Annotated in this window: 12 protein-coding genes; 7 read left to right on the top strand and 5 right to left on the bottom strand. The window is 69.9% G+C overall.

Annotated elements, in window-relative coordinates; all coding sequences use genetic code 11:
• Positions 1 to 1,005 precede the first annotated feature (1,005 nt).
• The 3 genes from ACFVJX_RS35300 to ACFVJX_RS35290 are packed head-to-tail and all read left to right on the top strand — an operon-like array spanning position 1,006 to position 3,346.
• Positions 1,006 to 1,959: a helix-turn-helix domain-containing protein gene (locus tag ACFVJX_RS35300; protein ID WP_024494954.1), complete on the top strand. Its 954-nt coding sequence runs from the start codon at positions 1,006 to 1,008 to the stop codon at positions 1,957 to 1,959.
• A 14-nt stretch (positions 1,960 to 1,973) separates the two neighbouring features.
• The gene (locus tag ACFVJX_RS35295) at positions 1,974 to 2,435 is read left to right on the top strand and encodes a cupin domain-containing protein (RefSeq protein ID WP_024494953.1); all 462 of its coding nucleotides are present in this window, start codon (positions 1,974 to 1,976) and stop codon (positions 2,433 to 2,435) included.
• Positions 2,432 to 3,346 carry an NADP-dependent oxidoreductase gene (locus ACFVJX_RS35290; protein WP_384131843.1) on the top strand — a complete coding sequence of 305 codons (915 nt, stop codon included), beginning with the start codon at positions 2,432 to 2,434 and terminating at the stop codon, positions 3,344 to 3,346. Before ACFVJX_RS35295 ends, ACFVJX_RS35290 begins: the two co-directional genes overlap by 4 nt.
• A 6-nt stretch (positions 3,347 to 3,352) precedes the next feature.
• Here the strand turns inward: ACFVJX_RS35290 and ACFVJX_RS35285 are convergent, their stop codons facing one another.
• From ACFVJX_RS35285 to ACFVJX_RS35265, 5 genes are all read right to left on the bottom strand, one after another.
• Positions 3,353 to 3,769 carry a hypothetical protein gene (locus ACFVJX_RS35285; protein WP_384131846.1) on the bottom strand — a complete coding sequence of 139 codons (417 nt, stop codon included), beginning with the start codon at positions 3,767 to 3,769 and terminating at the stop codon, positions 3,353 to 3,355.
• Positions 3,766 to 4,062: a hypothetical protein gene (locus ACFVJX_RS35280; protein ID WP_240799409.1), complete on the bottom strand. Its 297-nt coding sequence runs from the start codon at positions 4,060 to 4,062 to the stop codon at positions 3,766 to 3,768. Before ACFVJX_RS35280 ends, ACFVJX_RS35285 begins: the two co-directional genes overlap by 4 nt.
• The gene (locus ACFVJX_RS35275; RefSeq protein WP_384131849.1) at positions 4,059 to 4,313 is read right to left on the bottom strand and encodes a hypothetical protein; all 255 of its coding nucleotides are present in this window, start codon (positions 4,311 to 4,313) and stop codon (positions 4,059 to 4,061) included. The genes ACFVJX_RS35280 and ACFVJX_RS35275 overlap by 4 nt, the downstream gene beginning before the upstream one ends.
• On the bottom strand, positions 4,298 to 4,492 hold the full coding sequence (locus ACFVJX_RS35270; RefSeq protein WP_384131852.1) for a hypothetical protein: 195 nt from the start codon (positions 4,490 to 4,492) through the stop codon (positions 4,298 to 4,300). The genes ACFVJX_RS35275 and ACFVJX_RS35270 overlap by 16 nt, the downstream gene beginning before the upstream one ends.
• A 218-nt stretch (positions 4,493 to 4,710) precedes the next feature.
• Positions 4,711 to 6,513 (bottom strand): glycoside hydrolase family 15 protein, encoded by a 1,803-nt coding sequence (locus ACFVJX_RS35265; RefSeq protein WP_384131963.1) that lies wholly within the window; start codon positions 6,511 to 6,513, stop codon positions 4,711 to 4,713.
• Positions 6,514 to 6,919: 406 nt separating this feature from the next.
• Here ACFVJX_RS35265 and ACFVJX_RS35260 point away from each other — a divergent pair, with 406 nt between their 5' ends.
• The 4 genes from ACFVJX_RS35260 to ald all read left to right on the top strand — a co-directional run bounded on the left by ACFVJX_RS35260 (position 6,920) and on the right by ald (position 12,787).
• Positions 6,920 to 8,593 (top strand): CTP synthase, encoded by a 1,674-nt coding sequence (locus ACFVJX_RS35260; RefSeq protein WP_384131855.1) that lies wholly within the window; start codon positions 6,920 to 6,922, stop codon positions 8,591 to 8,593.
• A gap of 87 nt (positions 8,594 to 8,680) precedes the next feature.
• Positions 8,681 to 9,307: an NUDIX domain-containing protein gene (locus ACFVJX_RS35255; RefSeq protein ID WP_384131858.1), complete on the top strand. Its 627-nt coding sequence runs from the start codon at positions 8,681 to 8,683 to the stop codon at positions 9,305 to 9,307.
• A 157-nt stretch (positions 9,308 to 9,464) separates the two neighbouring features.
• A complete protein-coding gene (locus ACFVJX_RS35250) occupies positions 9,465 to 11,528 on the top strand; it encodes a tetratricopeptide repeat protein (RefSeq protein ID WP_384131861.1) in 2,064 nt (687 codons plus the stop codon).
• Between the two features lie 143 nt (positions 11,529 to 11,671).
• On the top strand, positions 11,672 to 12,787 hold the full coding sequence (gene ald / locus ACFVJX_RS35245) for an alanine dehydrogenase (protein WP_384131966.1): 1,116 nt from the start codon (positions 11,672 to 11,674) through the stop codon (positions 12,785 to 12,787).
• Positions 12,788 to 12,946: the final 159 nt, after the last annotated feature.

Below are 12,946 nucleotides of genomic sequence, written 5' to 3'. Positions count from 1 at the left end.
CTCCGTGTGGTGCAGTCCTAGACAGCTCCACCACATCGGAGGTCTTCGTGATGTTCAAGACCTACCAAGTGTCAACAACGCTCGTGATCAATACAACTAGGGCGTGTCCTGTAGGTCGGCACGCAGCCATAACACGATGGCGGCGATGATGATTTCTGAGCGGTAGTAGGTGACGCGTTTGGCGTGGCGGGTGGCGATCGCGCGGAACTGTTTGAGTCGATTGAAGCAGCGCTCGACGACGTTGCGGCCGGTGTAGCGCTCGGGATCGAAGGCGGGTGGGCGTCCGCCGCGGGAGCCCTTGGCTTTGCGGCGGGCGATCCGGTCGCTGCGTTCCGGGCTGGTGAACGCGATCCCGCGAGCTCAACAATCGACAGGCTCCGCTGATCGACATCCACGCCGTTTGAACAGAGTGCCGATTTCACCCACCTCGCCAGACCGTGCGGGGTTACACCGAGTGACCGGCCTCGAACGTCGAAACGATGCCGCCGACCGCAGGTCGGCAGGTCCGATCGGTCCGAGCGTCGGTGCCGTTCCCATTCCCGGCTTCCCGGCGTCGTGCGCGCATAACGCTGGGCTGACCGGCAAAAGAGACACTCGTTCATGCGATCACGAAGACCACGCGCGATCCTCGCTGCCGCGTTCTTTGCGGCGGTGACTGCGGTGGTGCTCACCAGACGTTACCGGCCGGCGCTCAAGACGACGGGGCTTCGCAACCCGGTACCCGGCCGGCGGTTATGGGTGTCGGCAGGCCGGCCGTCACAGCCGCGTCCACCAGCGGACTCCAGTTGATCGCCAACGAGCGTGAACACATCTCGAAGTCCATCGCGGCGGTTACCACCGATTCCGATATCGGTGCTGCGCTCACCGTTCGGCCGTCGGTCGCCGGCGCGACTGATCCGTCCACCGCGTGCACCAGAGCCTGGTAGAGCAGATGCGGGCCGGCGCCGCTGTAACCCCCCGCCGAACACCGTGCCTGAGCAGAAGTGTCGCCGTTATCATTGACCGGTGATCGGCAACCTTGAGTCGTTCCAGGACGAGCTGGCCGCCAGCGGGTTTCCGCCGCTGATCAACAAGCTGGCCGGGGCCGGCTTCCGGGGCGGGATCGCCACCCGTGACCTCGGGCCGCTGCGGCTGGTCTCCCTCGACACGCCCGAGAGCGCCTGCATCGGGCGGGAGCGCGACGCCTCCGACGGCGAGAACCTGGCGGTCAAGGTGATGACCCGGGGCCGGACGCGGATCGAGCAAGGGCGCGGCGACGCCGAACTCGGGCCGACCGACCTGGTACTGCTCGATCCCACGCGTACGCTCCGGTTCGAGAGCACCGCCTCGGCGCACGTCACCATCCTGGTTCCGCGCCGGGAGCTTCGGATCCGGCCCGCGCAGATCGACCGGCTCATCGGCGTACGCATCGACGGCAGCCACGGCCCGGGCGCTCTCGTCTCCGTGCTGGCCCGGCAGTCGGCGTGGTCGGCGACCGAGTTCCGCGAGGCGGAGGCGCTGCGGTCGGCGGCGGCCGTCGTCGAGCTGATCGCGGTCGCACTGGAGGCCCGGCTCGGCGACGAACAACCGGCCGCGGACGAGTGGCTGCGGAGCCGGATCGCCGGCTACATCGAGACCCGGCTGGCCGATCCCGATCTGTCCCCGCCTGGCATCGCCGCCACCCACAACATATCCGTACGCCGGCTGCACAAGCTGTTCGAGGACCAGCCGCTCACCGTCGCGGCCCTGATCCGCCGTCGCCGCCTGGAGCGCTGCCGGGCCGAGCTGACCGGAAGCGGACGTACGGTCACCGCCGTGGCCGCCCGGTGGGGATTCTCCGATCCCACCCATTTCAGCAAGCTCTTCAAGGCGACGTATGGCTACAACGCCCGTGCACTGGTAACCAGCAACCGTGCACAGACGACCAAGACGCGCACAGCCGGCCCGGACAAGGATGGTGGTGACCAAGGCAGGCAATAGCAATAGGAGATGTCGTGGCGAAGGTAAACATCGTCCGCCCCGGTGAGGGCGAGATCCTCGGCAGCGGGGCGCAGCAGATCCGCATCCTGGAGAACGGCGAGCACACCGACCACCGGCTGGGGTTCGCCGAGGTCACCATTCCGCCGGGCACCCCGAGCCCGTTGCAGCATCGCCACGCCCAGCATGACGAGGGCTTCTACGTGCTGGCGGGAACTTTCCGGTTCACCGTCGGCGAGGACCAATACGACGCCGGGCCAGGCACCTGGGTCATCGTGCCGACCGGGGCGCCGCACACGTTCGCCAACGTCGGCGACGAGAACGCGGTCATGCTCAACACCTTCACGCCGGACCTGTATGTGCAGTACTTCCGCGACTTCAAGGCCATGATCGATTCCGGGCAGCCGGTCAACGCCGAGACCATGCAACCGCTCTGGAAGAACTACGCCACCGAGATCTCGAACGAGTACGCCTCGTGAAGCGCCTTCAGTACGACCGCTACGGCGGCCCGGAGGTGATGCGGCTCGCTGAGTTCGAGCCACCACGCCCGGGTCCGGATGAGGTTCTCGTCCGCGTCCGAGCGGCGGCTTCCAACGCGCTGGACTGGAAGATGCGCAACGGCGAGATGAAGCTGATGACCGGCCGCTCCTTTCCCCGGGCGATGGGGCACGACTTCGCCGGAGTCGTCGAGGCGGTCGGCGCCGGCGTCACCCGCCTGAAGGCCGGCGACGCGGTACTCGGCCGGGCTCGGTTCCGGCAGGCGGGGGCGTTCGCCGAGATGGTGACGGCCCCGGAGAAGGCGGTCGTGCTCAAACCGGTGGACCTTTCGTACGAGCAGGCAGCCGCCCTGCCGACCGTGGGCGTGACCGCCTACCAGGCCACGGCGGAAATCCGGCCCGGGCAGGCGGTCTTCGTCAACGGGTACCTGGGCGGGGTGGGCCGGGCCGCCGCCCAGTTCGCCCAGGCGCGGGGAGCCTCGGTCGCCGGCAGCTGCCGCAACCCTGCGGCCGACGAGGCCCACGAGCTCGGCGTCGAGCCGGTCGTGGGTTTCGGCTTCGACCCGGCCGCCCTCGCGGAACGGTTCGATCTCGTCCTCGACACGCCCGGCATGCTTACCTTCGCCGCGGCCCGAACGCTGCTGAAGCCCGGCGGAACCATCGTCGACATCGTCCCAACCCCGGCCAAAATGATCAGAAGCGCACTGCCCGGCCCGTTCCGGGCGATGATGGGCCGACCGGTGACCGCCGACCTGGAGGAGGTGGCCCGGACCCTGCGCCTGCCCATCGCCCGTACGGTCCCGTTGGCCGAGGCGATTCCCGCCCTGACGGAGCTGGAGCGCGACCAGCGCCCGAAGGGCGGCAAACTGGTCATCGCCATGGCCGGAAGCTGAGCCGAGCTAGGGCGTGTCCTGTAGGCCGGCACGCAGCCATCCTTGGTTCCGTGGCCCCGTGGCGTGGATCGCAGCGACTACGGCTTCACCGATCTGGGTCAGTTTCATCGGTGATGCCGTGGTTGTACGAGTGAGAAGTGGGTGTCCGATCTCGCGACGCAGTCTTCCAACTCTCGTGATCAGGGCCGTGCGGGCCGCGAGGTCCTCGTCATCGGCGGCAGACGGGCCTGACCTATCGTGGATCAGCTCGGCGCGATCGCAAGTCAGCAGCTCGCGCAGTGACATCCCGGCCAGCCGGTCGCGCCCGTCCTTGAGGACGACCTCCATGCCCGTGGCCGGGCCGGCGAACTCCACGACTTCGACCGTCTCGCCGTCCAGCCGGAAGTGCGTCCCGACCCCCAGCTTCGTCCCCGCCCCGCTCATGCTGCCCTCCGCAACACGTGGCCTGTGCTCAACGGCCGGTCCAGCGCGGTCGTCACATGCCCGGACCACAGCAGGTACAGCACCGCCGACTTCACCAGCGGCCGGGGACACTCCGGCCGCAGCCGGAAGGCGTCGCCCAGCGACATCCCGTCCAGGTCCACCGCCCGCAGCGCGGCCACCAGGTCAGGGTCGAACAGCCAGGCGCGGCGGTAGCCGGCCAGGAACCGGACGTTTTCCAGCACGTGCGGATCCGGCTCGCTCCACACCTCGTACTGCCACCCGCGCGAAGTCACGGCCTCCTGCGTCCAGGCGAAGGTGAAAGCGACTTCCGGCTTCTCAAGTCGCTGCTGCGGTTGACGTCCACGACCACCGGACCGTCATCCGTCAGCAGCAGATAGTCCGGGATGTGCTTGCGGACCTTGCCATCAACGCCGGCCTTGAGCAGGAACGGCTGGGCGACGATGTGCCGCACCTCGGGAGCGAAGCCGGCGAACAACAGCCCCCCCAGCTCCAGCCGCGACTCGTAGATCACATGATCGCCCACGGTCGCCGACCAATACGGCCCGAATAGTGCTGCTGCCCCTTGAACCAGCGGAACGTCCGCCACGGCCGGGCCTGCCGCAGCAGCCCGAGCGGCACCGACGGCCACTCCAGGTCCTCCACCACGGACTCGTCACCACGCCGGACACCCAGCCGTACCGGCGCGGCCACCGCTGTACCCATCGGACCACCAACCCCGCGTTTCTCCAGGCAGCCTCGCCAGCCGCCGAACGCTGGGGTCCTGCCCCGGCCACGCCCGCAGACGCCGCCCGGGGCAGTCCTGTACAAAAAGTGGGGAACTACTGGCTCACGAAGCATGAATCCCATGCCCGCGTCCTACTGGCCACGCAGTGGACACGGCCGGTGGGAAAGGGACACGAGATCTGGGAACCCACAAGCCCTCAGCCCACGTACGCCCCGCTCGCCGTCAGCCGCAGAGCCGTGTCGATCAGCGGCACATGGCTGAAGGCCTGGGGGAAGTTGCCCACCTGACGCTGGAGCCGCGCGTCCCACTCCTCGGCCAGCAGACCCAGGTCGTTGCGGAGCGAGAGGAGCCGCTCGAAGAGCTGCCTGGCCTCGTCGACCCGGCCGATCATCGCCAGGTCGTCCGCCAGCCAGAACGAGCACGCCAGGAACGCGCCCTCGTCGCCCTCCAGGCCGTCCACGCCCGCGTTGTCGCCCGAGGTGGGGTAACGGAGCACGAAGCCGTCCTCGGTGGACAGCTCCCGCTGGATCGCCTCGATCGTGCCGATGACCCGTTTGTCGTCGGGCGGCAGGAAGCCCATCTGGGGGATGAGCAGGAGGGAGGCGTCCAGCTCCTTCGACCCGTAGGACTGGGTGAAGGTGTTGCGCTCCTTGTCGTAACCCCGTTCGCAGACATCGCGGTGGATGTCGTCGCGCAGTTCGCGCCAGCGCTCCAGCGGTCCGTCCGCGTCACCGGACTCGATGAGCTTGATGGTCCGGTCGACGGCGACCCAGGCCATCACCTTGGAGTGCACGAAGTGCCGGCGCGGCCCGCGCACCTCCCAGATGCCCTCGTCCGGCTCGTCCCAGTGGTTCTCCAGGTACCCGATCAGCCTGAGCTGGAGGCCGGTCGCGTAGTCGTTACGCGTCAGGCCCGTCATGTGCGCGAGGTGCAGGGCCTCGGTGACCTCGCCGTACACATCCAGCTGGAGCTGGCCGGCGGCGCCGTTGCCGACCCGGACCGGGCCGGAATCCTCGTAACCCGGCAGCCACTCCAGCTCGGCCTCGCCCAGCTCCCGCTCGCCCGCGATGCCGTACATGATCTGCAGGTTCTCGGGGTCTCCCGCGACCGCCCGAAGCAGCCACTCGCGCCAGGCGCGGGCCTCCTCGCGGTAGCCGGTGCGCAGCAGCGAGGAGAGGGTGATCGCCGCGTCGCGCAGCCAGGTGTACCGGTAGTCCCAGTTGCGGGAGCCGCCGATGTCCTCGGGCAGGGAGGTGGTCGGCGCGGCGACGATGCCGCCGGTCGGCGCGTACGTCAGGGCCTTCAGGGTGATCAGCGAGCGGACCACGGCCTCGCGGTAGGGCCCGTGGTACGTGCACTGGTCGACCCACTCGCGCCAGAAGTCCGCGGTCGCGTCGAGCGAACCCTCGGGGTCCGGGAGCGCGGGCGGTTCGCGGTGCGAGGGCTGCCAGCTGATGGTGAACGCGATCCGGTCACCCGGCGCGACGGTGAAGTCCGAGTACGTCGTCAGGTTCTCGCCGAAGGTCTCGGCCGTGGTGTCCAGCCAGACGGAGTCGGGGCCCGCGACGGCGACCGTACGGCCGTCCACCTTGTGCACCCATGGGGTGACCCGGCCGTAGCTGAACCGCATGCGCAGCTCCGAGCGCATCGGCACCCGGCCGCTGACGCCCTCCACGATCCGGATCAGTTGCGGTGCGCCGTCACGCGGCGGCATGAAGTCGGTCACTCTGACCGTGCCGCGCGGCGTGTCCCACTCCGATTCGAGGATCAGGGAATCCCCGCGGTAGTGACGGCGGTCCGCCGACGGCGGCTCCGCGCCCTCGGCGCGGGCCGGCCCGAGGCGCCAGAAGCCATGCTCCTCGGTGCCCAGCAGTCCCGCGAAGACGGCGTGTGAATCGAAGCGGGGCAGGCACAACCAGTCGGCTGTGCCGTCCCGGCAGACCAGGGCGGCGGTCTGCATGTCTCCGATGAGTGCGTAATCCTCGATGCGCCCGGCCACGTGCATCTCCAGTCGAACGGCCATGTCGCCCCGGGGGGCGCTTACTACGGGTCAAGAGGTCGTTGCTAGGGGTTGATGTGGGGGAACCTGCGAGCTCGTACCTCGCCCGGAGCCAGTGTCCGAGCAGGATACGACGCACCTGGGTGCTCCGCGCGACGGTCCCGACAAGAGAGATGAGCCGAACGGGTGGGGCGTGAGAGACATGCGGCGATCTTGTGTGGTGACTGTGCCGGGTGTGGCCGGAAGCAGGCTCCCCTCGTCGCTGTTACCCTGGTAGCCCGTGGACCGGTGGTCGTCAGCGACAGCAGACGAGGCCCCCGAACCGCAGCGACGGCACCTCCGGAATCTCCGGACGGCAACGCCGGTACGCACCTCACGATCGCGACCACGGGAGCCCCCTTTGGCTATGCAGCCCACATCCACGACGACCAAGCACATCTTCGTCACCGGGGGTGTCGCCTCTTCCCTCGGCAAGGGTCTGACTGCCTCCAGCCTCGGTGCCCTGCTCAAGGCGCGCGGCCTTCGGGTCACCATGCAGAAGCTCGACCCGTACCTGAACGTCGACCCGGGCACGATGAACCCCTTCCAGCACGGAGAGGTGTTCGTCACCAACGACGGCGCCGAGACCGACCTCGACATCGGACACTACGAGCGCTTCCTCGACGTCGACTTGGACGGCTCCGCCAACGTCACTACAGGCCAGGTGTACTCGCAGGTCATCGCCAAGGAGCGGCGCGGCGAGTACCTCGGTGACACCGTGCAGGTCATCCCGCACATCACCAACGAGATCAAGCACCGCATCCGCCGCATGGCCACCGACGACGTCGACGTCGTCATCACCGAGGTCGGCGGCACGGTCGGCGACATCGAGTCGCTGCCGTTCCTGGAGACCGTCCGCCAGGTCCGCCACGAGGTGGGCCGGGACAACGTCTTCGTCGTGCACATCTCGCTGCTGCCCTACATCGGCCCCTCCGGTGAGCTGAAGACGAAGCCGACCCAGCACTCCGTGGCGGCGCTGCGCAACATCGGTATCCAGCCGGACGCGATCGTGCTGCGCGCCGACCGTGAGGTGCCGACCGCGATCAAGCGCAAGATCTCGCTGATGTGCGATGTCGACGAGGCCGCCGTGGTGGCCTGCCCGGACGCCAAGTCGATCTACGACATCCCGAAGGTGCTGCACTCCGAGGGCCTGGACGCCTACGTGGTGCGCAAGCTCGACCTGCCGTTCCGCGACGTCGACTGGACCACCTGGGGGGATCTGCTGGACCGCGTCCACAACCCCGACCACGAGGTCACCGTCGCCCTGGTCGGCAAGTACATCGACCTGCCCGACGCCTATCTCTCGGTCACCGAGGCCATCCGGGCCGGCGGCTTCGCCAACAAGGCCCGTGTCAAGGTCAAGTGGGTCGCCTCCGACGACTGCAAGACCCCGGCCGGCGCCCAGCAGCAGCTCGGTGACGTCGACGCCATCTGCATCCCCGGCGGCTTCGGCGAGCGCGGTGTGATCGGCAAGGTCGGCGCCATCCAGTACGCCCGTGAGAACAAGGTGCCGCTGCTCGGCCTCTGCCTCGGCCTCCAGTGCATCGTGATCGAGGCGGCGCGCAACCTCGCCGAGATCCCCGACGCCAACTCCACCGAGTTCGACGCCGCCACCTCCCACCCCGTCATCTCGACGATGGAGGAGCAGCTGGCGTACGTCGAGGGCGCGGGCGACCTGGGCGGCACCATGCGGCTCGGCCTCTACCCGGCGAAGCTCGCCGAGGGCTCGCTGGTCCGCGAGGCCTACGACGGCGAGCCGTACGTGGAGGAGCGTCACCGCCACCGCTATGAGGTGAACAACACCTACCGCGCCGAGCTGGAGAAGAAGGCCGGCCTGGTCTTCTCCGGCACCTCCCCGGACAACAAGCTCGTCGAGTACGTCGAGTACCCGCGCGAGGTCCACCCCTACCTGGTCGCGACCCAGGCCCACCCGGAGCTGCGCTCCCGCCCGACCCGCCCGCACCCGCTCTTCGCGGGCCTGGTCAAGGCGGCCGTCGCGCGCAGGACGGGCAGCAAGTCCGGGGCCACGTCGGGCAAGTAGCGGGACATCCGCAGGCGATACGGTTGACCGGGGTACGCGTTCTGAAGGGCGCGTACCCCGGTCACCGTTTTTTGTGGGAGGACGTAGATGGGTTTCCAGGACACGCCCGAGGAATGGCCGGTCACCGCGACCGAGACTCCGTTCCGGGGCAACAAGACCAGCGTCCGCACCGATGACGTCGCGATGCCGGACGGTACGGTCGTGCGCCGCGACTACCAGGTACATCCGGGCTCGGTCGCCGTGCTCGCACTCGACGACGAGGACCGTGTCCTCGTGCTGCGCCAGTACCGCCACCCGGTGCGGCACAAGCTCTGGGAGATCCCGGCCGGACTGCTCGACGTCCCCGGCGAGAACCCGCTGCACGCCGCGCAGCGCGAGCTGTACGAGGAGGCGTACGTCAAGGCCGAGGACTGGCGGGTGCTGACCGACGTCTACACGACGCCCGGCGGCTGCGACGAAGCCGTACGCGTCTTCCTCGCCCGGAACATCTCCGAGGCGGACGGCGATCGCTTCGAGGTCTCCGAGGAGGAGGCCGACATGGAGCTGGCCCGGGTACCGCTCCAGGACCTCGTGCGGGGTGTGCTCGCCGGGGACCTGCACAACAACTGCCTGGTCGTGGGCGTGCTGTCGCTCGCTTCCGTGCTCGCCGGCGACGGCGTCGAGTCGCTGCGGCCCGCCGAGGCACCCTGGCCCGCCCGGCCCTTCGAGGCCTGACGGGCCGTTTCGGACCCCCGATCGGAAAAAATGCTGATCCGATCGGGGGACGTGTCCGCCGCGCTCCACCGGATTCGTCCACCCGCCTGAACTACGCTCGGAACGCCCTGACCGGAGTCCCGGCGGGCGACGCGTGCAGCGAAGTGGAGCGTGGCCCGTGACGGATCAGGCGGTGGACACCAGCGGCCCGGCCGAGGCAGCGGGGACCGAGGAGCCGGCCGCCTCCGAGCCATCCCGATTCTTCGGGCGCGAGCGCGAGTTGAAGGAACTCCGGGCCGATATCGAACGGGCGGGACTGGACACCATGGCGGGCCGCAAGAGCGGCCGGGCCCGGGTCCTGCTGATCGCCGGACGCCCCGGCTCCGGCCGCACCGCACTGGCCGGTGAACTCACCCGCCGGCTGCTCGCCACCGGTGACTACCCCGACGGACTGCTCCGCGTCCGGCTCACCGAGCCCGGCGGCGCCCCGGTCCCCGCCGAACGTGCCGCCCGTGACCTCCTCGGCCAGCTGGACCTGGTGGGTCCGCCCGGCGCCGACGAGGACGAACTCTCCGAGATGGTGCGCGAGGCCCTCGCCGTACGCCGGGCCCTGCTCCTGATCGACGACGCGCCGGACGCCGAGCAGGTCGACCCGCTGCTCCCGGACAACCCGGACTGCCTGGTCGTCGCCACCGCGCAGGGCCCGCTGACCGGCATTCCCGGCGTCCGGCCCTGCACCATCGGCGGACTGGAGGCCGGCCCCGCGGTCCAGCTGCTCGCCCGCGACATCGGCCAGGTCCGCATCACCGTCGACCCGCGCGCCGCCGAGACGCTGGCCGAGGAGTGCGGCGGACTGCCCGGCGCGCTGGTCATGGTCGGCGGCTGGCTGGCCGCGCGCCCGACGGCCTCGGTGGCCGACGTCACCAAGCAGCTGCGGGAACTGCCGGACGAGGCCGAGCAGTCCACCGGGGTCCGGCCGCTGGCCCGCGCCTTCCGGCTGGTCCACGACTCGCTGCCGGCGACCGCCGCCCGGATACTGCGACTGCTCTCCCTGGCCCCCGCCGGACTCGCCGACGCCCACACCGCGTCCGCCCTGGCCGGCTGTTCCGTCTCGGCGGCCCAGACCACGCTCGACGACTTCGTGCGGCTGGGGGTGCTGCGCAGCAACGGGGCCGACCAGCCGCAGTACGAGGTGCCGGGCTGCCTGGCCCCCCTGCTGCGCGCGCTGCTGGAGGACCGGGACCGCCCGGCCGAGATCCAGCTCGCCCGCGCCAGGATGCTGGAGCGGACCGTGCGCAGGCTCCAGTCCTGCCGGGCGGTCACCGACCCCGAGGGCTCCCCGGCCCGGCGCAGGCTCGCGGGGCTGCCGCGCTCCCTGCGCTTCCCCGGCCCGGAGGCCGCCGCCGAGTGGCTGCGGATCCGCAGGCCCGCGCTCCTCGCCTCCGCCCGGATCGCCGTGGAGGACGGCGAACTGGACACGCTGGCAAGGCGGTTGGTCGCCGCGTTGGTGCGGGCGCTGGCGGTCCACGAAGGAACCGAGGCGGCCGCGCCCGAGCTGTACGGACTGCACGGTCTGGTCCTGGCGGTCGCCGAGCGGCGCGAGCTGCCCCGCGAGCGGGCGGCGGCCCTGCTCAACCTGGCCGACCTGGACGCCGGGACCGGGCGGACCAGGGAGGCGCTGGCCCGCTACCGGGCGGCGCTGGACGCCGGACGGGCCGCGAAGGACCCGTACGCCACCGGACGCGCGATGGAATCCGTGGGCGGCGCCTACGCGGAGCTGGGCGACTTCCACCGGGCCTCCGACTGGTACGGGCGGGCCCTCGCCCAGCGGCTGACGCAGGGCGAGCGGGCCGACGAGGCGCGGCTGTACGGGCGGCTGGGCACCGTCCACACCTACGCCGGGCGCTACGGCGAGGCGCTGCGGAACTGGCGGGCCGCGGCGGCCGGCTACCGCAGGCTCGGCGATCTGCCCGCCCAGGCGCGGGCGCTCAGCGAGGTGGCCCGGGTCCAGGAGTACGCGGGCCGTCCGCACGAGTCGCTCCAGACCTGCCGGGAGGCCGTGGAGTGGGCGCGGCAGGCCAAGGACGTACGGCTGCAGGCAGCCCTTGAGCTGCGGCTGGCCGACACCCTGGACCGGCTCGGCGACCCCGCTGCCGCAGGTCTGCACAGGGGTGCGGCCGACAGATTGCTGGGGGAGAAGAGCGCAGCCTACGAAATCCGTAGTGCGACGACAGAAAATTGATGCTTTGTAAGGCTAGACAGAGAGAAGTCCTTCATTAGACTGGCTCTGCCGCGGGTCTTCGCGGTGTCTCCATTTACGCTGCCTCTATCCGGGTATGTACCGTTATGCCCGAGCGAGCCTCTGAGCCAAGGACCGTGATCGACGTGAAGGTCGGCATCCCCCGCGAAGTCAAGAACAACGAGTTCCGCGTGGCGATCACGCCTGCCGGTGTGCACGAGCTCGTCCGCCACGGCCACCAGGTCGTCGTCGAGCAGAGCGCCGGTGCGGGCTCCTCCATCACGGACGAGGAGTACGTCGCGGCCGGGGCTCGGATCCTGCCCACCGCCGACGAGGTCTGGGCCACCGCCGACCTGCTGCTCAAGGTCAAGGAGCCGGTCGCCGAGGAGTACCACCGGCTCCGCAAGGGTCAGACCCTCTTCACGTACCTGCACCTCGCGGCCTCCCGTGCGTGCACGGACGCGCTGCTGGAGTCCGGCACCACCGCCATCGCCTACGAGACCGTCGAGACGGCGAACCGCGCGCTGCCGCTGCTCGCCCCGATGTCCGAGGTCGCGGGCCGGCTGGCCCCGCAGGTCGGCGCGTACCACCTGATGCGCTCGGTCGGTGGCCGCGGCGTGCTGCCCGGCGGTGTTCCCGGCACGGCGGCCGGACGGGCCGTCGTCATCGGTGGCGGCGTCTCCGGCTGGAACGCCACGCAGATCGCCGTCGGTCTCGGCTTCCACGTCACGCTGCTCGACAAGGACATCAACAAGCTCCGCGAGGCCGACAGGATCTTCGGCACCAAGGTGCAGACCGTGGTCTCCAACGCCTTCGAACTGGAGAAGGCCGTCGTCGAGGCGGACCTGGTCGTCGGTGCCGTGCTCATCCCCGGCGCGAAGGCCCCGAAGCTGGTCACCAACGAGCTCGTCGCCAAGATGAAGCCCGGAAGTGTACTTGTCGACATTGCAATTGATCAGGGTGGTTGCTTCGAGGACTCCCGCCCGACGACGCACGCCGAGCCGACCTTCATGGTTCACGACTCGGTCTTCTACTGCGTCGCCAACATGCCGGGCGCGGTGCCGAACACCTCCACGTACGCCCTCACCAATGCCACGCTGCCCTACATCGTGGAGCTCGCGAACCGTGGCTGGGCCGAGGCCCTGCGCCGTGACGCCGCACTCGCCAAGGGGCTCAACACCCATGACGGGCAGGTCGTTTACCGTGAGGTGGCCGAGGCGCACGGCCTCGACCACGTCGAGCTGAGCGCGCTCATCGGCTGAGCCCGCGGGGTCGTCCGTCAACCCCTTTGTCAACCTCGTGCGTCCGGCCGGACCTTGCCGAGCAAGGTCCGGCCCCACCAGGGGCGGGGGCCCCCCCCCCCCCCCGCCACAACCCGACAACGCGAAACCATAACCCCAACGTTGACCCCCGACAAATTC

Origin of the sequence: Streptomyces sp. NPDC127177 (assembly GCF_042672475.1) — a bacterium.
GTDB lineage: Bacteria > Actinomycetota > Actinomycetes > Streptomycetales > Streptomycetaceae > Streptomyces.
The sequence above is the reverse complement of the archived record's forward strand: the minus strand, read 5'-3'. Positions and strand labels throughout refer to the sequence as shown.

Coding starts and splice junctions, on each gene's coding strand:
- ACFVJX_RS35285 (WP_384131846.1), bottom strand. CDS start 3,769: ATGAGCGGGGCGGGGACGAAGCTGGGGGTCGGGACGCACTTCCGGCTG.
- ACFVJX_RS35270 (WP_384131852.1), bottom strand. CDS start 4,492: ATGGGTACAGCGGTGGCCGCGCCGGTACGGCTGGGTGTCCGGCGTGGT.
- ACFVJX_RS35260 (WP_384131855.1), top strand. CDS start 6,920: ATGCAGCCCACATCCACGACGACCAAGCACATCTTCGTCACCGGGGGT.
- ACFVJX_RS35255 (WP_384131858.1), top strand. CDS start 8,681: ATGGGTTTCCAGGACACGCCCGAGGAATGGCCGGTCACCGCGACCGAG.